The 23,949-nt window shown below is 69.3% G+C and carries 17 protein-coding genes and 1 pseudogene; 7 read left to right on the forward strand and 11 right to left on the reverse strand.

What is annotated here, in order from left to right:
* Positions 1-5: 5 nt before the first annotated feature.
* Entirely contained in the window at positions 6-1,400 is a 1,395-nt protein-coding gene (locus JYJ93_RS22275) for a prolyl oligopeptidase family serine peptidase (RefSeq protein WP_206794413.1), read from the reverse strand.
* 70 nt (positions 1,401-1,470) lie between these two features.
* Between JYJ93_RS22275 and JYJ93_RS22280 the strand changes: the two genes are divergently transcribed.
* Entirely contained in the window at positions 1,471-2,382 is a 912-nt protein-coding gene (locus JYJ93_RS22280) for a glutaminase (protein WP_206794415.1), read from the forward strand.
* Position 2,383: 1 nt separating this feature from the next.
* Here the strand turns inward: JYJ93_RS22280 and JYJ93_RS22285 are convergent, their stop codons facing one another.
* From JYJ93_RS22285 to JYJ93_RS40655, 3 genes and pseudogenes are all read right to left on the reverse strand, one after another.
* Positions 2,384-2,869: an SMI1/KNR4 family protein gene (locus JYJ93_RS22285; protein WP_206794417.1), complete on the reverse strand. Its 486-nt coding sequence runs from the start codon at positions 2,867-2,869 to the stop codon at positions 2,384-2,386.
* Between the two features lie 698 nt (positions 2,870-3,567).
* On the reverse strand, positions 3,568-3,693 hold the full coding sequence (locus JYJ93_RS40650) for a hypothetical protein (RefSeq protein ID WP_269013144.1): 126 nt from the start codon (positions 3,691-3,693) through the stop codon (positions 3,568-3,570).
* Positions 3,694-3,886: 193 nt separating this feature from the next.
* Positions 3,887-3,976, reverse strand: a pseudogene (locus JYJ93_RS40655) (MerR family DNA-binding transcriptional regulator); the annotation flags it as partial.
* Positions 3,977-4,215: 239 nt separating this feature from the next.
* Between JYJ93_RS40655 and JYJ93_RS22300 the strand changes: the two are divergent.
* Complete coding sequence (locus JYJ93_RS22300; protein ID WP_269012429.1) at positions 4,216-5,415, forward strand: MFS transporter; 1,200 nt, start codon at positions 4,216-4,218, stop codon at positions 5,413-5,415.
* A gap of 9 nt (positions 5,416-5,424) precedes the next feature.
* Here JYJ93_RS22300 and JYJ93_RS22305 read toward each other — a convergent pair whose 3' ends face one another.
* Positions 5,425-6,798 (reverse strand): metallophosphoesterase, encoded by a 1,374-nt coding sequence (locus JYJ93_RS22305; RefSeq protein ID WP_206794421.1) that lies wholly within the window; start codon positions 6,796-6,798, stop codon positions 5,425-5,427.
* A 15-nt stretch (positions 6,799-6,813) separates the two neighbouring features.
* Complete coding sequence (locus JYJ93_RS22310) at positions 6,814-8,286, reverse strand: hypothetical protein (RefSeq protein WP_206794422.1); 1,473 nt, start codon at positions 8,284-8,286, stop codon at positions 6,814-6,816.
* A gap of 379 nt (positions 8,287-8,665) precedes the next feature.
* Here JYJ93_RS22310 and JYJ93_RS22315 point away from each other — a divergent pair, with 379 nt between their 5' ends.
* Both JYJ93_RS22315 and JYJ93_RS22320 read left to right on the forward strand, forming a co-directional pair.
* A complete protein-coding gene (locus tag JYJ93_RS22315; RefSeq protein ID WP_206794424.1) occupies positions 8,666-8,863 on the forward strand; it encodes a DUF6229 family protein in 198 nt (65 codons plus the stop codon).
* A gap of 115 nt (positions 8,864-8,978) precedes the next feature.
* A complete protein-coding gene (locus tag JYJ93_RS22320; protein ID WP_242543893.1) occupies positions 8,979-11,822 on the forward strand; it encodes a type 2 lanthipeptide synthetase LanM family protein in 2,844 nt (947 codons plus the stop codon).
* A 57-nt stretch (positions 11,823-11,879) separates the two neighbouring features.
* Here JYJ93_RS22320 and JYJ93_RS22325 read toward each other — a convergent pair whose 3' ends face one another.
* Together JYJ93_RS22325 and JYJ93_RS22330 are read right to left on the reverse strand one after the other, a co-directional pair.
* Positions 11,880-13,676, reverse strand: a complete 1,797-nt coding sequence (locus JYJ93_RS22325) for a DEAD/DEAH box helicase (RefSeq protein WP_206794428.1) — start codon at positions 13,674-13,676, stop codon at positions 11,880-11,882.
* A gap of 91 nt (positions 13,677-13,767) precedes the next feature.
* Complete coding sequence (locus JYJ93_RS22330; RefSeq protein WP_206794430.1) at positions 13,768-14,538, reverse strand: sporulation protein; 771 nt, start codon at positions 14,536-14,538, stop codon at positions 13,768-13,770.
* 153 nt (positions 14,539-14,691) lie between these two features.
* Here JYJ93_RS22330 and JYJ93_RS22335 point away from each other — a divergent pair, with 153 nt between their 5' ends.
* Positions 14,692-15,807, forward strand: coding sequence for a Gfo/Idh/MocA family oxidoreductase (locus JYJ93_RS22335; RefSeq protein ID WP_206794432.1), 1,116 nt, complete (start codon positions 14,692-14,694; stop codon positions 15,805-15,807).
* A 45-nt stretch (positions 15,808-15,852) separates the two neighbouring features.
* On the forward strand, positions 15,853-16,260 hold the full coding sequence (locus tag JYJ93_RS22340) for a PaaI family thioesterase (RefSeq protein WP_206794434.1): 408 nt from the start codon (positions 15,853-15,855) through the stop codon (positions 16,258-16,260).
* A gap of 7 nt (positions 16,261-16,267) precedes the next feature.
* Here JYJ93_RS22340 and JYJ93_RS22345 read toward each other — a convergent pair whose 3' ends face one another.
* Complete coding sequence (locus tag JYJ93_RS22345) at positions 16,268-16,537, reverse strand: hypothetical protein (RefSeq protein WP_206794436.1); 270 nt, start codon at positions 16,535-16,537, stop codon at positions 16,268-16,270.
* Positions 16,538-16,815: 278 nt separating this feature from the next.
* Between JYJ93_RS22345 and JYJ93_RS22350 the strand changes: the two genes are divergently transcribed.
* A complete protein-coding gene (locus JYJ93_RS22350; RefSeq protein WP_206794438.1) occupies positions 16,816-20,481 on the forward strand; it encodes a CHAT domain-containing protein in 3,666 nt (1,221 codons plus the stop codon).
* A 15-nt stretch (positions 20,482-20,496) separates the two neighbouring features.
* Here JYJ93_RS22350 and JYJ93_RS22355 read toward each other — a convergent pair whose 3' ends face one another.
* Positions 20,497-21,594 (reverse strand): hypothetical protein, encoded by a 1,098-nt coding sequence (locus tag JYJ93_RS22355; RefSeq protein ID WP_206794440.1) that lies wholly within the window; start codon positions 21,592-21,594, stop codon positions 20,497-20,499.
* Between the two features lie 11 nt (positions 21,595-21,605).
* On the reverse strand, positions 21,606-23,909 hold the full coding sequence (locus JYJ93_RS22360) for a S8 family serine peptidase (protein ID WP_206794442.1): 2,304 nt from the start codon (positions 23,907-23,909) through the stop codon (positions 21,606-21,608).
* Positions 23,910-23,949: the final 40 nt, after the last annotated feature.

The following is a 23,949-nucleotide window of genomic DNA, read 5'->3' on the forward strand; positions in this document are numbered from 1 at the left end:
CTGGCTCAGGGGGTGGGCAGGCCGGGGCCGAGCGCTGCGCGCACGTTGGCGTCGGTGAAACTCGTGCCCCAGACGGCGTTGATCTCCTGGGCGATGAAGGCGGCGCCCGGCTGGAACGTTCCCTGCGAGGGCTCGAACATCAGCACGCGCGGGTCGGTGAGCTCCTGCAGGCGGGGGACCACGTCGCTCACGCCGCGGCCCTGCTCCTGGGCGGCGCGCACGCCCTGCAACCACGTGCGCACGGTGCCCTGGGCATTCGGGACGTAGAGGGGCTGCGCCGCCGCGCCCAGCGTGACGTAGAGGTGCCCCAGGCTCAGCGTGATGACGACGCTGCCGTGCTGGGTGAGCAGGGGCCCATGGTCCGGCGGCAGGGTGTTCCAGTCCACGGCCGGGAGGTTCTGGAGGTACATGGGCGTGAAGCGCTGTGGGGCCTGGGCGACGAGCGCGCGCGTGTGCTCCACGGGGATGAGCGTGTCCCAGTCATCGTGGAGGATGAGGAACGGCGTCTGGACGGTGCTGGCCAGGTGGGCGGCGGTCCAGCGCGTGTAGTCCGTGCCCGAGGCGGCCGGGTCGCCGCCGGTGGTGGCGTAGATGCGGCGGAAGTAGGGCTCGAAGAACTGCTGATAGCGCGAGCGCATGGCCGGGTCGCTCACGCGCGCAGGCACCCATCGGCTCACGTAGTCCACCTCCGCGGCGAAGTCGGACAGCGGGGACAGGGCGACACCCACGGCGGGCACCACGGTGGAGGGGGCATCCGCCGCCGCGTAGAGCGCTTCGTATCCACCCCAGGAGCCGCCGAAGATGCCGATGCGTTTCGTGTCCACGTTGGGAGCCTGGGCCAGGAAGCGCATGCCCGCGTTCATGTCGTCGCGGTCGTTCTGCAGGTCTCCGCCCGCGTAGAAGCGGCCGAAGAGGGCGAGCACGCCGAAGTCATGGGCCAGGTGGATGAAGGCCTCGCCCGCGATGAGCTCCGGCGTGGTGGGCGTGAAGGCGATGGGCGACGAGCCCGGCCCGTAATGCGGCTCGCTGTCGTCCGGGTGGATGCCGGCGCCGCGCGCGGCCCACTTCGCGTCCACGGCCTCACCGGTCCAGGCGATGCCTTCGTAGGGCTTGGTGAGCACGATGGCGGGGGACACGCCCGCCTTCCGGGGCGGGAACCACTGCGCATAGGTGGCGGCGCGGCCGGGCACCTCCAGCTTGAGCAACTGGTAGGGCCAGGTCTGGCCCGCGGCGCTGTACTCCCCGGAGCCGAGCTGCGTCACCTGGACCGCGACCGGGTCCGTCGGCGTCTCTTCCGGGAGCTGGCAGGCGTTGGTGGACGGGCTGGGGTTGCTGCAGCACGCGGTGGGGAGGGTGCCCAGGAAGGAGAGGGCCAGGAGCGTGGTCGGGAGGAAGCGCATGCCCCAGCAGACACCGCTGCGCGGAATTTCTGAAAGCGTCCCCGTCCATTCCGGACGAGGATGGCGGCACATGGACTACCAGGCGGTGTTGTCGGAGGTCTGGGACGCGGTGCGGCCGGTGGTGGGGCAGGGCCGCGTGGCGACGTACATCCCGGCGTTGGCGGCGGTGGACCCGGGGCGTTTCGGAATGGCGCTCGCGACGGTGGAGGGGGACGTGTACGGCGTGGGGGATTGGCGCGAGCCGTTCTCCATCCAGAGTATCTCCAAGGTGTTCACGCTGGCGCTCGCGCTGTCGCGGGACGGGGACGCGCTGTGGAAGCGCGTGGGCAAGGAGCCCTCGGGCAATCCGTTCAACTCGCTGGTGCAGTTGGAGTACGAGCAGGGCATCCCGCGCAATCCATTCATCAACGCGGGGGCGCTGGTCATCACGGACCGGTTGCAGCGGCTCACCGGAGATGCACGCGGCACGCTGCGGGACTTCTTGCGCGCGGAGAGCGGCAACCCGTCCGTGGACTTCGATCCGGTCATCGCGGCATCGGAGGCGGATCACGGCCACCGCAACAGAGCACTGGCCCACTTCATGGCGAGCTACGGCAACATGGAGGGCGCCGTGCCGGAGGTGCTGGAGCACTACTTCTGGCAGTGCTCATTGGCGATGAGCTGCGCGGACCTGGCGCGGGCCTGTGGGTTCCTCGCCCGCCACGGGCAGCGCGCGGACGGGTCGAGGCTGCTCACGCGCAGCCAGGCCAAGCAGGTCAACGCGGTGATGCTCACCTGTGGCACGTACGACGCGGCGGGAGAGTTCGCCTACCGCGTGGGACTGCCGGGCAAGAGCGGAGTGGGCGGAGGCATCATCGCCGTCATCCCCAACCGCTGCGGCCTGTGCGTATGGAGCCCCGGGTTGGACGCGAGGGGCAACTCCGTGGCCGGTGTGGAGGCGCTGGACCGGTTCACGACGCTGACCGGCCTGTCCATCTTCTAGATCACTGGCCTTGTTCTTCGAGGGCCTTCAACCAATAGGAACGCCCACCGGACGCCAGTGCGCCCGCCAGGAACTCCGCGAACGAATGGGCAATGACCGGACAGTAGTAGGGCTCCGGAAACCCTTCGCGGTAGCCGTCGCGAAGTGGATAGCGCTCGTGGGTCTGTTGCCCCACGTCCAGGAGCACATAGTTGCTGTCCTGGAGCTGGCACACTGCGTACCAATCCGAGGGACCCGCTGCGTCAGTGTCGGCCTGTGACATGACAACCCGCGCGCGCCGTACCTCCTCGAGCGGCAGGATGTAGTAGGGGGCGTTGGAACCGCGGAACAGCCTGGCTCCATCAAACCGCGAGTAGAAAGCGCGTAGGTCCGCATCCAGGCGCCACCCCATTCGATGTTCGAACGCCTCGACCGCCGCGGCCGTCGCGGGCGGATGCGGAAAGTGCTGGGCCGCCACTGCGTCGAGGAGTTCGGTCATCGTCGGCATGTGGCTACTCTCCGTAGGGATGGCTGACCCCGACGCTCGTCCATGGGGGTTGGCCTGCGTAGCATTGGTTGTAGACCTGATTCAGGCCTGAGTGGATATCGGCCGGGTAGGGGATGATGTTGTCCCAATCGGTCGGGTTCCCACTGTGCTTGAGGTCACGGATGTGGTGGTCCGGGTAGTTGTTTCCACTGGCATCAGTCGGCCATCGACCGAACTTCTCCGCCCATCGCTCTCGGAATCCATCCCGGATGGACTCCCAGCGGCCTCGTGCCGTTGCGTTCTGACTGACGCTCAGGGCTGGATAGTTACAGCAGCAGTTGGCGATGCCGAATCGGCTTCCCGCTCTGAACATGTTGCCGTCGAAATCCATCTTCACGTCCGCGAGCCACACGCAGCCTTGGAGCGCGTATCCCTCCCCGGAGCACTTGTCGCTGCAGTAGTTCATGAGCTGCGGACTGCACTGCCACGGGCCGTAGAAGATGTTCGCCCTGAACTGCCCGCCGCCTGGGACCGTGACTTGCGGTCCCACCCACTTGCGCCACCCGCCGCCGAGCCCATGGCGCCTTCGGTACATGCGGACCAGGACAGCGCTCCACTCAGCAGCACCGCAACGCGACAAAGTGAGGCCTTCATCGTGGTTGTCATGCCGGGAACGGTACCGGCCGGCACCGACACGCCCGCCCTCCGAGGCTGCGGCTTCAGCGCAGGCCGTCCAGCAGCGTGGCCAGCTTCTGGGGCTGGGACGCGAAGGGCGAGTGCGATGAGTCCAGCGTGTCCACGGTGAAGGTGTTTCCGGGCGTGAAGGCGTCCGCTTCGCGGATCATCAGGTCCTGGAGCGCGGGGGCCAGGGCGCGGTCCTGGGCGCAACGTATGTAGCTGCGCGGGATGCGGCCCAGCGCTCCTTCGTGGCGCTGACCTTGCCAATCTACATGGACACCGGGATGTCGGGCGTGAGCGTGAGCGCGAAGGGGCGGAGGCGTGCGAGGTCGAAGAGCTGCCGCTCCACCCGTTGTCGCGGCGGTGCGAGGCGAGGAGCCCCGCCTTGTCGTAGTGGCGAATGGACCGCGTGCTGCTGCCCGTGCGCCGGGCGAGTTCACCGATGTTCATCGTTCACTCCCATGAGGCCCCTCCCGGCCGACTTGTTCCAAACCTGTCCGACAGTCGGACAGGTTTGCCGCGGTCCGCTCCCGGCGGGGCGTCCCGTGCCGGTTCTTTCCTTCTCATCCCTGAAGACTCCATGGCCGAGAGCTTCGGGCCTGCCACCGGTGTCAAGGTCAAGACCCCGGGGGCCGAATGTGGCCGTGATGCCACCCCGGGATGCGTGGCCGCGATCTACGGTGCGCCGCGTGAGCCTGTCTTCGCCCGTGCCCCGTCCGCGTCCCGCGCTTCTCACGCTTGCCTACCTGGCGTTCGTCAGCCTGGGGTTGCCGGACGCGGTGCTGGGGGTCGCGTGGCCTTCACTGCGAAGCACCTTCGGCCTGTCGCAAGCCGCGATGGGCTTCATCCTGGGGACGGCAGCGGTCGCCTACTTCATCTCCGGGTTGTTCGCGGGCCGGCTGATGCGCGCGATGAACCTGGGGCTGCTGCTGGCGCTGAGCACCGGCTCGGTGGCGCTGGGGCTCACGGGGTACGCGACCGTGCCCCTGTTCGCGCTGTTCCTGGCCGCGGCGTGCTTCATCGGCTTCGGTTCGGGCGCCATCGACTCCGCTCTCAACAACTACGCGGCCCAGAACTTCGGCCCCAAGCACATGAGCTGGCTGCACGCGGCCTACAGCGTGGGCGCCGCGATGGGCCCGGTGTTGATGACCGCGTTGCTTGCTCGGGGCGCGGATTGGCGGACCGGCTACGCCGTCCTCGCCGTGGTGCTGGGCACGCTGGCCCTGACGTTTCTCTTGATGCGCCGGCTGTGGGGCGCGCCCGCGGGAGCGCCGGGCGAGGAGCCACGCGCGGAGGTGCCCACCGCGTCCGCGATGGAGGCCGTGCGCCGGCCCCGCGTGTGGCTGCAGATCCTCACGTTCTTCTTCTACACGGGCGTGGAGGTGACGGCGGGCCAGTGGAGCTTCACCGTGCTCACCGAAGGCCGGGGCCTGCACACCGCCGCGGCGGGCACCTGCGTGAGCCTCTACTGGGGCAGCCTGCTGGTGGGGCGCGTCCTCTCCGGCTTCGTCGTCGAACACATCGGGCCGGTGCGGATGCTGCGCGCGAGCACGGCGCTGGCGGTGGTGGGCGCGGCCCTGTTTGCCATCCCCGCCGTGCCGCCCGCGCTGGGGCTCGCGTTGCTGGGACTCGCGCTGGCGCCCATCTTCCCGGCGCTGATGTCGGTGACGCCGCGCCGCGTGGGGTTGGATGTCTCCGCCCACGCGGTGGGCTTCCAGGTCAGCGCCGCGACGACGGGCGTCGCGGCGCTGCCCAGCCTCGCGGGTGTCATCGCCGAGCGATGGGGCCTTCAGTTCATCGCCCCGTACATGCTCGGGGTGACCGTGGTGCTGGCCCTGGTGCACGGCGTGCTGTCCGCCGTGGCGGACCGGCCCCAGCCCTCCCGCTGAGCGCGGACTTCAGCTCCCGGCTGGAAGCTCCGCGCTGCGCAGCGTCTTCGGGCCCTGGTCCGTCCACTGCGACAGCCGCAGCGTCGCGCCCCGCGCCGAGGCGTGCGGCTCCACCTCCACGAAGGTGAAGCGCTGCTCCAGCTTCGCGTGCTTCTGCTTCGCCGGATCCAGCGACGGGTTGCCCTGGAGCTCCGCGAGGTACTCGCCCCACTCCTCGTCGGAGGCCTCCGGCGCCGGGAGCCGCAGGAGGGAGATCCACGTGCCGGTGTTGGCGTAGAGGGGGCCGTTGCCCTCGTGCCAGCGGGCCGCGTGCGTGTGGCCCATCACCACCGCCTGCGGGCTGTACTTCTTGCCCAGCCGCGCGGTCTCCGCGAGCTCGTCCTTGCCGGGCTCCAGGGCGAAGTAGTCCGTGCCCGTTTTGCCGGCGACCGCGCGGTGCAGGCGTGCGTAGAGCGCGAACCCCGCCTTAGCCAGCTTCAGCCGGGCGCGGCCCAGGGCCTCCGGGTTGTCGAAGGCGTTGAGCGTCTCCGGGTCGAGCACCGACAGCAGGGCGTCCACCTCGTCGTCCTTCAGGTCCACCCGCGCCAGGCTGCGCGCCAGGTGCACGTCCGCGGGTGAACCGCCCACCATGTCCATCGGTTCGAGCGCGAAGGCCGGCGCGAGCCCCCGGTTCTCCAGCAGGCGCCGGATGAGCGTGAGCGTCCCCGCGTTGAACAGGACCTTGAGCGCGTCCGGCTTCACGCCGAGCGCCACCATCACCGCGCCCTCGAAGTCCGGCTTGAGCAGGTCCATGTACCGCATGCGGTGCTGGTGCTTGAGCGGGTTGAGCAGCGTCTTCACCAGCACGGAGCCCGGCGGATAGCGGAAGCGGTTCGCCCGCTCCGAGGACAGGAGCGAGTCGTAGTCGATGCGGTTCGCCACATCGGTGTGCTCACCGTGGGTGACGAGCACGCGCGACCCGCCGACCTCCAGTTGCAGGGGCGCGGTGCCGTCCCGGAACTCCAGCCGCGAGGCGACCTCCCGGGGCTGGCCCAGCGCGGAGCGGATCACCTCCTGGACGTCCGGCAGCGCCAGCTCCAGGTCGTGGTTGCCCACCACCATCGTCGCCCGGCCTCCCGCCGCCAGGACCCGCCCGAGCGCCTTCAACGCGGGCGCCGTCGGCGCGGACGTCACCAGCGCGCGGGCCTGCTCCAGCGTCCGCTGGGGATCCACCGCCAGCGGGTCGTCGTTGAGCAGGAAGTCGAAGCTGTCGCCGTTGAGGACGACGTGGGTGGGCGTGCGGGTGAAGGAGTCGAAGAGGGCGGGCAGCTCGGCGGCGCCCGCGAAGATGTCGTAGGGGCCACCGTTGCCGAGGTGGAGGTCGCTGAGAATGAGCGTTCGCATGGGTCGATGCTCCTTTCAGGGAAGCGCCTGCAGGTCGTTGTGCCGGATGCTCACGGCGGGATCGCCGAGCACCACGTAGTTGCGAGCGTCGTTGCGTTCGATCCACCGGTGCAGCAATTCGCGCGGCGCGAGCTTGCCGTTGGACGTGTTGGCGTCCAGGTGGGTCAGCAGGATGTTGTTGGCGGCGGAGAACCGGTCGCGGAAGTCGCGCAGCGCGTGGCCCACCGGCATGCCCGCCATGATCTTCCAGAGCGTGTTGCGGAACGGGTGGATGGTCGTCTGGGTCATCTGCAGGGGCTTGATGGAGAAGCCCCAGGCCCGCTCCACGTGGCCAATCACCGCGAGCGCGCCACCGTTGGGGTGCGCCAGCAGCCGCCGGGGCAGGGCCGCGACGAAGGGCGCGCTCGCGAGCGTGTCGCCGGTGCGTGAGGCCGTGAGCGGGAACTCGTCGTTCGCGGGCGTGCCCATGCCGAAGCAGGCGAAGAAGAACGCCACCAGGCCATGGACCCGCGCGTCGTCCTGGATGTCCGACGCGGCGACGTAGTGCGCGGGGGCCATCGCGCCAAAGCCGGCCCAGTCCTGGCTCAGCAGCGCGCCCTGTTTCGTGAGCTGGAGCGGATCATTCGCCTTGAAGCCCACGCCATGGGACGCGGTGAAGAGCACCGCCGGGCGCACGTCCCGGCCGTGGAGCGCGGCCAGCAACCACTCCCGGGTCGCGTCGTCCTCGATGGCGTCACGGCTGGCGAAGCGGGCCTTCGCGGCGACCGTCTTCGCCAACTGGGGAGGCTGATCCAACGGCGCGCCCCGGGCCAGCGGTGCCACGAGGCTGTCCGCGCTGAGCTCCGTGGAGCGGTCCCCGGGGTGCTTGGGTCCCCACCAGCTCACCTGCCGGTGATTGGGCACGGAGGCGTCCGTCTCATACGCCACCACGCTGTCCGCGTAGCGCGCGTACTCCGCGGGCGTGTCGAAGCAGAGCCGGCCCACGGCGTACGACAGGGACAGCGAGTGCTGCACGTCGAACGGGATGACGTCCGGCCCACCGACGAGCAGGAGGTAATACGGAACGAGGGTCGGCTCCACGTCGCCAATGGGCGCCCCGTGCCGCTCCAGGAACTGATTCGCCGTCTCGCCGGGCTGGTAGGTGAGGACGTGGCACCGGTCCGCTTCCTCCATGCGCTCGCGCCGGTGGGCGAGGAGCGGCTCCAGGCTCTTGCGAAGCGCCTCGGAGGCGGACGCGGGGAACACCAGGCCCCAGCCGGCCTTGGTGTAGTCCTCCGGTGGTGCGTCGGGCGGCAGGCCGAAGCTCAGGCGCATGGGGAGGCACTCGAGCCACTTCCTCCATTCCTCGAAGTACGCGGCCTCACCCCGAGGCTCCGCCACCTCCGCGGCCGCGGGCAGCGCGATGGGCGGCACCAGGTACTGCCCGGTGACGCCGTCGATGCCGTTGAAGACCAGCGGATCCTCCGGGCTGGCGATGGGGCGCTCCACGTTCACCTCCTCCTCGCCATCCTAGGCGTCCCCGCCGACCTGGAAAGAGCGGACAGGGGCCCGGCTGTCAGGCCCCTGGCGTTCGCGACGGCGGATGTCGCGTGGCGGGCTCGTGCTCAGCCCCTGGGGCCGGCCTGTCACCTGGTCCACGGTCTCCTCGTCCCCTGGGACAGGAGGCTGGCGGGTTCGTGGTGGCAATCCCTTACGTCCCGTTCGCGCCTCGCTGGACTTGTGGTGTGGGAACGCAAGTCATTGTGGAGTGTCTGACTTTGGCCCGCTGCGTCTGGCATTGCGGGGCGTGTCTGTGTTCACGTCCGATCCGCGTCCGGCGCCCATGGCACCCCTCGCCATGACCGTCCGGACGCGAGGGAGAACACTCATGACGAAGAAGGCCTCGGTCCATGATGTCGTGCAGGGCTGGCTGTCCGGTGATGAGGAGTCCCATGGCATGACGAACCCGGCGGGTCCGGTGTTCGTGGGAGGTCAGCGCACGGAGCAGGCGCTCACGGAGTCCAACCTCGTGGAGAACACGGGCTGCAGCAGCTGCAGCGCCTCCACCACCGGCTTCTGCTGTTGATCCATCGCGGACCCCCGTCCGCATGAATCTCCCCTCCGGCGCCGTGCGAGTGCCGGAGGGTCTTCCGCCTTTCCCACCCCCAGGGAGCCCCTTCATGGTCCACGAGGAAGCGTCGATGGCTGCCGAGGTCCCTCCCGAGGGATGGCTCGCGCGCCCCGTGAACGTCCTGCTGGCGCCGCATCTGGACTCGCTCGCGGAGCGGCTGTCCCGGATGGAGGGGCTCTCCCCGGCGGAGCGCGGCGTGGTGGAGGCCGCGGCCCGGGAGACGCTGGGGTTCAGCGCCCAGCTCAAGCTCAACCGCGTGCTCCTCCTGGAGCTGCACGCCGCGTCGATGGAGGGACGGCTCGACGCCGCGGATGCGCCGGGGCGGTGGGCGCGGTTCCTGGAGCAGGCCTGCTCCTCCGGCTTCCACACGCACCTGCGCGGACGCTACCCGCCGCTCCTGGAGCGGCTGGCGACCCTGGGCCGGCTCCAGACCCAGGCGGTGCTGCGGCTGGCGGACCGGTTCGTCGCGGACCGGGAGTCATTGACGGAACTGCCCGGCCGCCCTCGCGGCGCGCTGAAGCGCCTGCGGTTGGGGGAGGGGGACGCCCACCGGGGTGGCCAGACGGTGGCGCTGCTGGACCTGGAAGAGGGCACGGTGCTCTACAAGCCCCGGTGCATGCGCGTGGATCGCGCGCTGGAGGGACTGCTCGCGCGCGTGCTGGCGCCGGACGCCGAGTCCACGCGGATCCGCGTGCCGTCCGTGCTGGTGCGCGCGGGCTATGGCTGGGCGGAGTTCGTGGAGCACCGCTTCTGCGCGAGCGAGGCCGAGCTCGCGCGCTTCTACCGGAACCTGGGCCATTGGCTCGCGGTGATGCGCCTGCTGGGCGGCACGGACCTGCACTCGGAGAACCTCATCGCGCACGGGCCGGTGCCCGTGGTGGTGGACGTGGAGAGCCTCTTCGCTCCGGATCCTCCCGTCCCTCCGGCGGAGCGCGGGCTCGCGGTGGACCTGGCCGCGAAGGCCATCCGTGGCACCGTCCTGCGCACGGGCCTGCTCCCCGTGAGAAGCGAAGGTCCGGGCCTGGGCGGCCTGGACATCTCCGCGGCGGGTTCGCTTCCGGGACAGCAGCCGCGCGTCCCGGCGCCCCTCATCGTCGAGGGCGGCACGGACCGCGCCCGCCTGGGCATGACGATGCTGGAGCGCCCGCACGCGAAGAACCACCCCAGCCCGGACCCCGTGCTCGCGCGGCACTGGGATCAGGTCGTGGAGGGCTTCCACGAGCTGACCGCGCGCATGAAGTCGCTGGACGCGTACGGGGGGCTGCGCCCGCTGCTGGAGCCGTTCACGGGCGCGGTGGTCCGGCGCATCCTGCGGCCCACGCAAACGTACGCGGAGCTGCTGCGCATGCTCTGGCACCCGGCCTCGCTGTACGACGCGCCCAAGGCCCACGCCCGGGCGCGGGAGGTGCTGCGCAAGAACGCCGGCGTGTCCCCTGGCGCCCCCTCCACGACGTCCGTCATCGACGAGGAGCTCTCGGACCTGTGCGTGGGCGACATCCCCGTGTTCACCCAGCCCGTGACCCGGAAGATGCTGGACGGCACGCTGGAGGCCTGGCGTTCGGTGGATGAGTCCCTGGAGGAGATGACCATCCAGAGCACGCTGATCAGCGCCTACCTCAACGAGAAGACCGTGCCGCCGCGCGTCCCCGCGCCGGCCACGCCCGCGCGCAAGGAGCGCCTGGACACGCGGCGCCGGGCCCAGCTGTCCAAGCTGCTGCGCCGCGTGCGCGACGCGGCCGTGCGCGGGCCTGACGGGACGGTGACGTGGATCAGCCCGGTGCTCGCCGAGTTCGGCTGGGCGGTGCGGCCGCTCTCCGCCGAGCACTACAGCGGGCAGGGCGGCGTCGCGGTGGTGCTGGCCCAGTACCTGCGCGAGGTCCACCACGGCCGCGCGGACCCGGTGGAGGGATTGCCCGAGCTGCTGGACGGCACGCTCGCGGTGCTGCGCGCCACGGAGGACCGCGTGCCGGTGAAGTCGCCGGGAGGCTTCGCCGGGCTCGCATCGCAGGTGTGGATCTGGTCCACGCTGCACGACCTGGGCACCGTCCCTGACGCGTTGGACCGGGCCCGCGAGCGCGCGGCGGCGCTGACGCCCCAGGTGCTGGATGCCGACGGACTGCTGGAGGTGCTAGGCGGCGTGGCGGGCGTCATCGTCCCGCTGCTCAACCTGGTGGACCAGACGGGTGAACCGGAATGGCTGGACCTCGCCGCGCACGCGGGGCGGCGGCTGGAGGACACGGCGCGCAGCGTGGCGGGGGACGCGCGGTGGTCCACGTCGATGTTCCCGGAGCCCATCGGAGGCTTCGCGCACGGCACGGCGGGCATCGGCTGGGCGCTGGCGCGGCTGGGCCTGAGCGCGGCGGGGACGGCGGCGGACCGGCGGCGGTGGCGCAGCCTGGCCGAGCGCGCCTTCGACTTCGTGGACGGCCTCTACCGGCCGGAGATGGGCAACTGGACGGACCTGCGCCGCCCGGACGCCACGGATCAGCTGACGAGCTGGTGCCACGGCAGCACGGGCATCGGCCTGGCGGCGGCGGACGTCTTCGTGCGCACGGGGATGCCCCGCTACGGGGACCTGTTCCAGCGGGCCCGGGCCGCGGCCGTGCGCGAGGGCTTCGGCTGGACCCACACCCTGTGCCACGGCGACCTGGGTTTATGGGAACTCCTGGAGACGGCGCGGCGGCTGTCCTCCGAGCCACTGTCTCCGGACCGCGAGACGCTGGACGCGGAGCTCATCTCCGGCCTGGAGGCGCGCGGCCCGGTGGCGGGGCTTGCCCGGGACGCCTTCTCGCCCGGGCTGATGGCGGGGCTGGGCGGCGTCATCCACACGCTCCTGCGCATGCACCCGGAGAGCCGGCTCGCGTCACCGCTGCTGCTGGGGCGCGCGGGGGACATGGACCCGGACGCGTTCTGACAAGCGTGCGTCACCGGCCCGTCCGTGACGGAAAAGGCCGGTGACGTTGGCGCGACATCAGTCGCGGGTGTCGCGGCGCACGGTGACCTTGCGGCCGCGCAGCGTGGAGCCCTTCAGCGCGGAGATGATGCGCGCGGCATCCGGCTCCGGCACCTCCACGATGGAGTACATGTCCGCGATGTGGATCGCGCCGATGCGCGAGGAGTCGAGCCCCGCCTCGCCCGCGATGGCGCCCACGAGGTCCGCCGGCCGCATGCCCGCGGTGCGGCCCGCGCCGATGAACAGGCGCGTGACGTTCCACTCCGGCGCGCGCTGGGGCCGCGCGGGGGCGCGCTCGGACCGCTCGCCGCGCTCGGGCCTCTCTCCTCGCTCCTGGCGCTCGCCCCGGTCGGTGGTGCGGGGGCCTCGCGCCGGGCGCTCGGAGCGGTCGCCGAACCGGCCCGGAGGCCCGGAGCGCTCGAACTTGCGCTCCGCGGGCGCCGACACCTGGGGAATCTCCTGCTCGTTGGATTCCTTGCCCTCGTCCTCCTTCTCCTGGAGGAGCTTGATGGCGGCGGCGGCCACGTCCATGACGCTGAACTCACCGGACAGGTCCTCCGCGATGCCGCGGAACCCATCCAGCTCCCCGGCCACCAGCGTCTCGCGCAGCGACGAGCGGATCATCTCCAGGCGGCGCGCGCGCAGGTCCGACACGGTGGGGACCGCGGTGACCTCGATGCGCTGGCCGGTGAGCCGCTCGATGTTGCGCAGGAGCCGGTGCTCGCGGGGCTCCAGCAGGGTGATGGCCACGCCCTCGCGGCCCGCGCGGCCCGTGCGGCCGATGCGGTGCACGTAGGCCTCCGGCGCGTTGGGCACGTCGAAGTTCACCACGTGCGTCAGCCGGGGGATGTCCAGGCCGCGCGCCGCGACGTCCGTGGCGATGAGCAGGTCCGCCGCCTGCGACTTGAACTGCTTGATGACGCGGTCGCGCTGCTCCTGGCTCATGCCGCCGTGCAGCGCGTGCGCGCGCCAGCCCCGGCCGTTGAGCGACGTGGTGAGCTCATCCACCTCCGTGCGCGTGCGGCAGAACACGATGGCGGCCGTGGGGGACTCCAGGTCCAACACGCGCCCCAGCGTGGCGATCTTGAACGCGCGCGGGACGATGTAGGCCGTCTGCCGGACGCGCGGCATCTCGCCCGCCTCCAGCTTCTCCTTCGCGATGCGCACGCGCACCGGCTCGTGCAGGTGGCGCTCCGCGATGCTGGCGATGCGCGGGGGCAGGGTCGCGGAGAACAGCGCCGTCTGCCGCTGCTCGGGCGTCTCGGAGAGGATGGCCTCCAGGTCGTCCGCGAAGCCCATGTCGAGCATCTCGTCCGCTTCGTCCAGGACCACGGTCTGCACCTGGTCCAGCTTCAGCGTCTTGCGGCGCAGGTGATCCAGCGCGCGGCCCGGCGTGGCGACGATGACGTCCACGCCGCGCTTGAGCACGCGCAGCTGCCGGCCGATCTCCTGGCCGCCGTAGAGCGGGAGCACGCTGACGCCCAGCTTCTGGCCGTAGCGGTGGATGGCCTCGGACACCTGCATGGCCAGTTCGCGCGTGGGCACGAGCACTAGCGCGGAGGTGCTGTGCGGTCCGGCGGCGCCGGGCTTCAGGTGCTGGAGGAGCGGAAGCGAGAACGCGGCCGTCTTGCCCGTGCCCGTGGCGGCGATGCCCAGAAGGTCCTTCTGGGCCAGCAGCGGCGGGAGCGCGGCGGCCTGGATGGGGGTGGGCTCTTCGTAGCCGAGCGACGTCAGCGCCTCGACGAGGTCGGGCTTGAGGCCGAGGGCTTCGAAGGACGGGGTTTCGGGGGCAGCGGGAGGCGGGGGAGCTTTCACACGGCGGCTTGTACCACTTCCGAGCCCGGACGGAGGACTTGGGACGTCGGGTGCGTCCAGGGCTGTACGAAGGACCGGGCCTTCCGGGCTTTTACGTCCCGCCGCGAAGGTGCGGTGTCAGCAGCCCGGCGACGGCCTCCGCCCCCGAGGACAGGTCCGAGGACGACAGCACCAGCCGCCGCCTCTGGCCACCCTCCAGCGCCGTGCCCTCCAGGAGGGAGGTGAGGCCCCGGGGGCCGCGGTCCAGGTCGAGCACCAGCTCCAGCGCGTCCTCCTGGGGGAACGTCAGGAGGGCGAGCGAGCGCGGCGGGCCGTCCCACTCCGGGCCGGCGTGGAACTCCAGCTCCTGCACGAAGGGCTCGTCGCGGCCGAGGGGCGAGCCGGCCTCGCAGTAGGAGTTGCGCCACTGGAAGCCCAGCTTCCGCACGGCTTCGATGACGGTCTGGAGGGACGGGTGGGGCAGGACGTGGATGCGGTCGCTGTCCTCGGGGTTGAGGGCGTTGTCAATGTCGAGCGCCGTCTTGATCCACACGGGCGTGCCGCGCTCGGTGATGGGCGTGTGGGCGGGGATGCGCAGGGAGAAGGGAATCTCGCGCTCCTCGCGGGGCTGGAGGGTGAAGGGGTTGGAGACGCGCCAGGTGCGCACGACGGCGTTGAGCGCGCTGCGGCGGTCGTTGTCGCGCTGGAGGTACTGCGCCATCAGGTGCAGGTCGATGCGGTCGATGCGCTGGGGCGTGTGGCCGCCCTGGACATGGACGAGTCCGCGCAGGTCGCCGCCCGCGCGCACGGTGTCGTGTTCCAGGCGGGTGTCCACCCGCGCGCTGCCAATGCCAAGGCGGGCGAGCATCTTCATGAAGGGCATGGGGGACGGCATAGGCTGGATGGACGCCGCGCGAAAGCCTGTGTGGCTGGCCGCCTGCCCATCATGCGGCCCCTGTGCCGGAGGGACGGGCGCGGCTTGCGGGCTGGCCCAGCGCGTCACCAGCGTAAAGCCTCACCACGGGAGAGGTGCGTCATGGCGCAGGGGACATCCAGGCGGGTGCGGTACGCGGTGGTGGGGGCGGGCAACCTCGCGCAGGTGGCCATCCTGCCGGCGTTCCCGCACGCGGAGGAGAACTCCGAGCTGGTGGCCATCATCTCCTCCGACAAGACGAAGCGGGTCGCGCTCCAGGAGAAGTACGGCGTGGAGCACGTGGGGGGCTACGAGAACTTCGAACAGGTGTTGCGCGACTCGAAGGCGGACGCGGTCTACATCGTGCTGCCCAACACGATGCACCGGGCCTTCACGGAGCGAGCGGCCCGCGTCGGAGTGCACGTCCTCTGCGAGAAGCCGATGGCGACGTCGGTGGAGGACTGCGAGGCGATGATCCGCGCCACGAACGAGAACGACGTGAAGCTGATGGTCGCGTACCGCCTGCACTTCGAGGAGGCGAACCTCCGCGCCATCGAGCTGGTGCGTTCAGGGCGGTTGGGAGACCCGCTGGTGTTCACGGGGACGCTGACGCAGCAGGTGCGAGAAGGGGACATCCGCACGCGAGTGGACGTGGGAGGCGGGGCGCTGCTGGACGAGGGGCCTTACCCCATCAACGCCGCGCGCTACCTGTTCCGCGACGAGCCGCGCGAGGTGTTCGCCTTCACGGGAGGCGGCAGGGACGGGCGCTTCCACGGCGTGGACGCGTCCGCGTTCGCGCTGATGAGGTTCCCGAACGGGAGGGTGGCGCAGTTTGCCATCAGCCACGAGGCCTCCGCGGTGTCGAGCTACCGCTTGGTGGGGACGGAAGGGGACCTGCTGGTGAAGCACGGCTTTGGCTACGGCACGGACATCCAGCACGAGCTCACGGTGGGAGGGGAGACGGAGACGCGGACGTTCAAGAACAGCGACCAGTTCGCGCCGGAGCTCGTCTACTTCTCGAACTGCATCCTGGAGGACCGGGATCCGGAGCCCAACGGCATCGAAGGTCTGGCGGACGTGCGCATCATCGTCGCGTTGCAGGAGTCCGCGCGCACGGCGAAGCCGGTGAAGCTGGCCCCGTTCGAAAAGCCGAAGCGGCCGACGTTGGACCAGCTCATCGTGAGGCCCCCCGTGGAGCCGCCCGAACCGGTGAACGCACCGGCTCCGGCGGAGGGGTAGGGCGTGGGGGTTGAGGGCTGTGTTCATCGGTGTTCTGGTGGACGCATGGACGACCCTCAGGAGTTCGCGCGTCAGGTGTTCGCGTCGCAGCCCTTCAGCCAGTTCATCGGCGCGCAGCTGGCCAGCGCCGGGCCTGGGACCGCGGAGTTACGGCTGCCCATCGTGGACCACCTGAAGCAGCAGCACGGCTTCGTCCATGGGGGCGTGCTCAGCTACCTGGCCGACAACGCCATCACGTTCGCCGGAGGCTTGGCGCTGGGCGGCAACGCGCTGACCTCCGAGTACAAGATCAACTACCTGAAGCCCGCCGTGGGCTCGCTGCTCATCGCGCGGGCCCAGGCGAAGGCCGCCGGCAAGCGGCAGGCCGTGTGTCAGTGCGAAGTCTTCGCCGTGAAGGATGGCGCGGAGACGCTGTGCGCCCTGGCGCAGGGGACCGTCGTCTCCGCGGCCTGAAGGCTCATCAGAACTTGAACAGGTCCTTGATGCCCTTGCCGAGGTCCTTGGCCGTGTCGCCGACCTTGTCGGTGACGTTCTTCACGGCCTCGCTGACCTTACCATTGGTAAAGTTGTCGACCGTGCCTTTCAGCTTGTTGAAGTCGATGGTGTACGAGGTGCCGACACCCACGCCGCGCGCCGCCTTGGCCTTGCCGCCGATGGTGAGCTTGCCGTCCTCGAAGGCCACCTTCGCGTCCCCCGCGGCGCCCACGTCAGCGATGGCGCTGCCCGTCACGGAGCGTGGGGCGGTTGGCGACGCATGGGAGACCTCGGGGAAGGCAAAGGATTTGGAGGAAGGGCCGGAGTGCGTCCGGTCCGTGTGCTGAATCCCTTGCACACGGCGCGTGCCATGCCTCCGGCGAGGCCGTCCTCCCTCTGAGCGCGTGTTTCTGGAGGTGCCTGGGAGGCTCGAAACTGGTGAGCTGGAACATCAGCGATGGTGACTGGTGTCACTAGGCGGCCGTCCCGCGCTCGGGGTCCCTATACTCCAGGGATGATCGCGAGGAATGCCAGATGAAGGGATTCACCACCCAAGAGCCGGTCGAACTGCTCCTGGACTTCGTCCGGACCGAGAAGGGCGACGACGCACACGCGTTCCGTTTCGAGCCGCAGGACTACCTGCTCCGCAAGGACAAGGGAGCCGTGAGCCGCGTGAGCTTCTCGTGGGACTCGGAGACGATGAAGGACCTCGAGAGCCTCCAGGGCCAGGTGCCCGCTCCCAACGCGGAGAGCCGCCTGGGCAACAAGCTGCGCTCGCTGCTGGGCGGGGAAGAGGCGCGGATCGAGGCAGCCCTCACGGAACGACGGTCGGTGCGGCTCACCATCCGGTCCAATGCCGCGGAGCTCTATGCGCTCCCCTGGGAACTCTTGAGGCTGTCAGGGCAGGGGATCCCGCTGTATGCCTACCCGGAGATCACCCTCCGCTACACGTGGCCGGGGACTTCGACCGCCGCGCCGGTTCCGGCTTCGCGGCTTGAGGGCGGCCGGATCCTCTTCGCCTGGTCCGAGGCGGGGGGTGACGTTGCCTGGGAACTGCATCTGGACGCGCTCCAGGGTGCCGCTAGGGCAGGACACCTGCCTTTCGACCCCGTCAAGGACGTGCTGCCTGCTGTCTCCCTTAAAAGGCTTGCCGACAAGCTGGAGCAGGCGAGAGCAGAAAGCCGGCCCTATGCGGTCCTTCATGTCCTCTGTCATGGGAAGGAGATTCCGGGCGAGTCCAAGGCGTTTGGTCTCCGCTGGGACGGCAGCTCTCTCCTGGTTCTCGAGGACATCGTCTCCGCCAATCGGCTGAGGGACCGCTTGTACAAGTATGCCGCCGAACTCCGGCTCGTCGTGCTGTGCGTGTGTCAGAGCGGCAATATGGGGGAGCCTGGGAGCCACCTTGGCAGCGTGGCGCATGAGCTGCACCGGGCCTCGTTCGAGGCGGTGGTGGCCTCCCGCTTTCCGCTCTCGGTTCCGGGATCCGTCACCCTGACGCGGACGCTTTATGGCCGGATGCTGGAGGGGCTCACGTCGCTTGAGGATGGATTCGTGGCCGCTCGGGAGGCGTTGAACGACGCCGCTCTGCCCACGCTCGACCACGTCGCGATCCAGCTCTACGGCCGCCCCGAGGATGGCTGGAATACGCGTCCCTTCATCGTCCGGCCCTACCAGGGGCTGCGGGCGTTTCAGCCAGAGCATGCGCGCTTCTTCTTCGGGCGCGCGACGGAGCGTGACGCACTCCTGAAGAGGGTGCTGGAGGCCCGAGCGGGGCAGCTTCCGCGGCTTCAGGTGCTGGCCGCGGCCTCCGGCACGGGCAAGTCCTCGCTGGTGCTCGCGGGCGTCGTGCCGGAGCTCGTCCGTATGGGCTGGCGATGGAAGGTGCTCCGGCCCTCAGAGCTGTCTCAGGAGGCCGCATCGTTCGAGGCAACCCCGGGGGAAGGGCCTCTGCTCGTTGTCGTGGATCAGTTCGAGGAGATCTTCACGCGGACATCGTCTCCCTCGGAGCGGGACGCGATCGTCCAGAAGATCGGGACACTCGCGCAGCTTCCCGAGGTCGTCGTGCTCTGCACGCTCCGGGTCGACTTCCTGGGGCGCTGCGGGGAGGTGACCGTGGAGGACGGAGGACGGCGCCTCGATCACGTGGTCTATGACGAAGCGCACCGGATGTTCCTATCCACCTTGGACGATGCTCGGATGGCCGAGGTGATCACGGGGCCGGCGTGGCTGGTTGGGCTCGAATTCGAGGAGGGACTCGTCGAGGTCCTGCGCAGGGACATCGCGGGGGAGTCCGGGGCGCTGCCGCTGCTCGAGTACGCGCTGGATCGGCTGTGGGAGCAGCGGAAGGGCCGGCTGCTGACACACGAGGCATACCAATCCATTGGCGGGGTCGAGGGCGCGGTCTCGGGGACGGCGGATCGCCTGATGGCTGGCTTCTCGGAGGAGGAGAGGGCGCAGGTCCGAAGGCTCTTCGTCGCGATGGTGGGCATCCGGCAGCAGGGGGCGCTCGATACGCGCAGGCGGGTGTGGATGGACGATGCGCGTCCCGCGGAACCCGAAGCGCGGGCGGCATTCGAGCGGGTGGTGGAGGCGCTCGTGGCGAGCCGCCTGGTGGTCAAGGGGATGGACACGGCCTCCCAGCAAGGCGCATGGCTGGAGGTGGCGCACGAGGCACTCCTCCGGAAGTGGCCCTTGCTGCGCGAGTGGGTGGCCCAGGACGAGAAGCTCATCGAGCAGCGGCATGAGCTGGAGGTCATGACCGAGGGCTGGGAGCGAAGCCGGGGCGACGCGGATGGCGGAGCGTCGTACCTGCTCAGGGGCAACCGGCTCCGCCAGGCGGCGGAGCTTCGGAAGCAGGTGGGGCTGGGCGACCGGATGCTTCGCTTCATTGAGGCGAGTGAGGAGTTCGCAAGGAACCGCCTGTCACCGCTCGATGACCTGGAGGAGCAAGGCTGGGGCATTGTCGTCCCAGAAGGGGCACGCGGAGATCGACTGCTGGAGCTCATTCGAGAGCTGGTGGACCACCGGGAGCGGATCCAGCGCCGGCCCGTGCAGGTGTTTCGTGCTCCGCCGGGGCTTGATGCCACGGAAGCCATCCGGTGGAAGCAAGGTGTCTATCAGAGCCCCGGCATCTCACCTCGCGACAGGCCCAACTACCTGTTGATCCTGGGAGATCTGAACGAGGTCTCGCTGGACGTGCAGCAAGAACTGGCTGGCGAATTGATGATTGGGCGCCTCGCGTTCCGCAAGGACGAGCACTACTCGGCCTATGCCGCGAAGGTGGTTCGGTGGGAGAAGGATTTGCCTGCAACGCCTAGCTCAAGGCTTCTCTTTTTGTCGGTCAGGGATGGCACGCCCTCAATGGAGATCACGTTCTCCGCACTGGCGGATCCCTGTCAGGAGGAAGTGCGCAAGGAGATGGTGAAAGGGCTCTTCCCTGAGGTCCATCTTGAGACGATGGCTGGACCGGAGCTGAAAGATGAACTGCTGTATTGGGGATCCATGCGCACGCCGAGCGTCGTGGTTTCCACGACCTACTCCTTGACAGAGCCCAGCCATGGTTGGAGTTCGCCAGAGGAGCAGCGTCAATACCAAGGAACTTTAATCATCGGTGGCCCTGTTGGGGGCGCGCTCTCGGCTGCGGAGGTCGCGGGGCAAGTGTTCCTTCCCGGAGGGGTGTGGTTGATGTTGGCGGGTCATAGTGCGGGGACCCCAGGAAATGATCGTTACGGTCCAATCCTTGAAGGAAGTCGACTCAACAGGAGGCAGTTTTCCACTCACGCAGAGGTGCCCTTTGTCGCCGCGCTTCCACAAGCGCTGCTCTCCAATCCTGACGGACCCCTCGCCGTGATCGGGTGGGTGAGTATGGGAATGACCAGCGTCTTCTTCGATCTCACGAAGGAGAAGCGCAAGCTCTCCCGCTTCCTGGAACTTCTCCGGGTTGTTTGCCGAGGGAGCAGGGTGGGGACAGCCATGGCTCGCTTCTATCGAGACATTCCCGCGCTAACGACCGAAGCGTTCACCCTGTTCGAGCAGGAGCAGGCGATGAGTTCGTTGAATTGGGACCAGTTGGATGGACAACACCGCGCCCTCATCCAAGTGGAGCGCCATTCCCTGCGGGACATCATCCTCCTGGGGGATCCTGCGGCGCGGCTGCCGATCATGAGCCAGACGCTCAGCTCAAGATCGGACGCGCGATAGTTCCGCGAGACCTCCTCACGCCAGTGCGAGGGTGAGGATGTGCTTGCCGGGGGCCAGCAGGTTCAGCGTGTAGCCGCTCTTCGCGGGCGGGTAGCGCTTGACGAACTCCTGCACCCCAGGCGCGTTGTTGGTGACATGCAGCGTGAAGCGCCTTTGCTGCTGCCGCGCGGCATCCAGGATCCACTCCAACGTGCTCAGGTCCGGGTTGTCGTGCTTGCCATTGGCGGAGATGACGTAGTGGTCCGCCGTCACCTGCTGGAAGAACTCCGCCGTGACGTTCCGGTCGCTGCCGTGGTGCGGCACCTTGATGCAGTCGAAGTGGATCCGGCTCTTCTTGTCCGGAAGGTACCCAGCGGCCACCAGGCCCTCCAGGATGAAGTCGCCCCGTCCATCGCCGGTGAGCAGGAGCGTGCGGTTGTCTGCCTGCGCTACCAGGATGAGGCTGCTGAGGTTGGGGACGCTCCGGTCGGACATCGCCGTCGGCTCGACTTCCCCCTTGGCGATCCTCCTCTCGTTCTTGTCGAGCCACTGCTGCCACATCTCCCGCAGCGCGACGAGGTTGGCCTGCGTGGGGCCCACCACGGTCAGGGCCAGGTTCGCCGACATGAAGGGCTTGCCCTGCGTATCCACGCAGATGGGCAGGTCTCCGAACCCCGGGTTCACCGGCAGGCTCAGGTCCGTGGCGAGCCCCCGCAGCTTGCTGCCATTGCTGATGCTCGTCAGCGCGCCGGGAGTGGCCTGGAGGGCGGCCTTGTTGGGAGCGCTGTCCACCGCCTGGGCCAACCGCTGCTGGAGCTGAGGGGACAGCGTCTGGCTGAACGCGTTGTGCCACAGCGCCCGGGGCTTCACGAGCGGTTCGTTTTCGTTCACCTGCTGATGGACGAGCTCCGCGAACAACTCCACCAGCCCCATCACGTGGTCGTCATCCACGTGGCTGAGGATGACCAGCTCCAGCTCGCGGTGGGAGAGCTGGCTGAGCACCCCGCGCAGGTGCGCTTGGTAGACGCCCTGGGGGCCGCCGTCTATCAGGATGAAGCGCGGCTGCGACTCCTTGCCATATTCGACCAGGAGGGAATCCCCTTCTTCGGCCTGCACGGTGTGAAGCTTGAACATCGCTGCCTCCTTCAGGGGTTGGATGCTTTCACGGGCTCGAGCCCGGACTCCAGCTCGCCCGTGACGACAAGGGCATAGTCCTGGATCTTCAGGAGGTTCCACGCCTCGACCTGGACGAAGTAGCGGCCGGCCTCGGGGGCTTCGAACCGCACGATGGAGACGTTGTTGAGGTCATCCCAGATGGCCACGCCCTGGGAAGAGCGCTTGCCATTGCCCAGCCACTTCCGGCCGTTGGGAGACTGCACTGTCAGACGGAGGGTGTTCTGCATCCCATTGGCCGGCGGGTCGGTGTGGGCGAGGCACACCCTCAGCGGGTGGCCCTCCCTGACCTGGACCGAGAAGAGGAACATCTCGTTGGTGGCTGGCAGCTGGAGTTCCGGCTTCCGCCAGCTGTCGATGAAGGCCAGCTTCATCCAGGGCTCCGCCGGGTTGGGCAGCGTGGTGCGCATGGACACGCGCCCGAACCCCTGATGGTTGTTGGGGGGCACCTCGCGCTCCAACACGGCATCCTCGCCGGTCAGCCAGCGCGTGCCGTTGATGAGCGTGGCCTTGAGCAGCGCGGCGCTGGGCTCGTGCGGGACGCTGGCGTAGTACTCGCGGACCAGGGCGGCGCAACCCGAGACGAATGGCGCCGCCATGCTGGTGCCTCCCAGGTAGGCGTAGTGCTCGGTCCCCTTGGCCGGCGCCCAGAATTTGTGGAGCGGCGCGGTGCTGGCGCGGGTGGACAGGATGTCCGTCCCGGGGGCGACCAGGTCTGGCTTGATGCGCTGGTCCACGCACGAGCCGCGGCTGCTGAAGGCCGCCAGACACTCGGGGTCACCGGAGATCCTCGCCTCGGACAGGGGAGGAGCGATGAACCGCTCGCTCCAGTATTCCTTGTAGGTCCTCTGCGAGCGTCCGCCCTTCGTGCGCGAGCTCCGGCTTGCGCCCACCACCAGCGCATTCTTGCAGCTGGCGGGCGCGCCCACGGACTGCAAGTCGGAGAACCCGGCGGGGCTGTGGACGTTGTTCGCGGCCGTGCCTGCGTTGCCTGCCGCGAGCACCACGAGCATGTCCCGGCGCAGGGAGACGTACTCATCCACCTCCTTCGAGCTCAGCGTGTAGCGTGCCTTGGCATCCGCTCCCCAGCTGTCGTTGTGGATGCGCGCGCCCTCTTGATACGACTGTTCGAAGAGGTCCCCCAGCCGCAGGGGCAGGCCGCCCAGCTTGCCCTGGTCGTCCATCAGCGACTGGAAGACGAGCCGGGCTTCGGGAGCGACGCCCCGGATGAGGCCGCTGGAGGCGGCTCCCGTCCCCACGATGGAGCCAGCCACGTGTGTCCCGTGTCCATCGGGATCGCTCGGGTCATCCTTGCGACCCAGGGGGAGGGCCTTGTGGATGCGGTCCTTCAGATCCGGGTGCGTGAGGTCGATACCGCTGTCGGCGACCGCCACGAGCTGCCCCTTGCCCGTCCAGGGCGGCCCCGCGGCTGACGGCGAGGCGGGATCAATGCCCAGCAGCACCCGCGTGAGATCGTTGTAGAGGACAGGCGGCAGGTACTCTTCGATCTCCTCCACCTGGGGATGGGAGGCCAGCCGCCACCGGAGTGAGGCGGTCATGCCGACGCGGAGCTTGCCAGGCGTGCTGGCGATGACCTTGGCGCCCTCCTTTCGCAGCAACTCCTCGAAGGGCGCCTGTGCCTGCGGGGACTTCAAGAGGACATCGAAGGTCTTCGTCTGAAGAGCCACATCGCCCTTGGGGGTGTGCTTCTCTTCGCCAAGGAAGGGAATGGACACATCCCCGAGGTGCCCGGACTGACCGGGCGGCCATGAGACGACAGGCTGCGCCACCACCTTGCGCACGAAGGGCAGTCCCTGGAGTCGTGCGGTCAGCCCTGCTGGCCCGCTGAGCAGGAACGCGAACCGCGCGACCCTCCGTGACACCTCCAGCCCCAGCTTCTTCAGCTCATCGTGCCAGCCCGGGAGGAGGGGACCGGCGAGGGTCAGGACATAGTCCTGGCGCGTCTGCTGCGGAGGCGTCACGCCCTTCGGGATGGGGTACAACGAAGAGGGCGTGGGCGCCGAAGGCGCGTCCGGGGTCTTCAGCCCTTCGGAGCCGGGAGAGGAGAGGAACGTCAGCCCCCAGACCGGTGGCTTCTCCAGCACGTCCTCCAACTCCTCGACGATGAGCCCGCCCTGCCGCAGGGCCTCGATGCCCTGGGAGTCAATCTCTCCCAGCACGAAGGCCCTGCCCACCTCCGCGCGCTGGAGCGCCTGGCGGGCGGTGTTCAGCTCGTGCTGATGCATGCAGTGGACCGCGACGAGCTTCCTGGCCATGCGGCGAGCATGCCGAAGACCGATTCCACTTGCACGCCGT

It is taken from the genome of Corallococcus sp. NCSPR001, assembly GCF_017309135.1.
GTDB lineage: Bacteria > Myxococcota > Myxococcia > Myxococcales > Myxococcaceae > Corallococcus.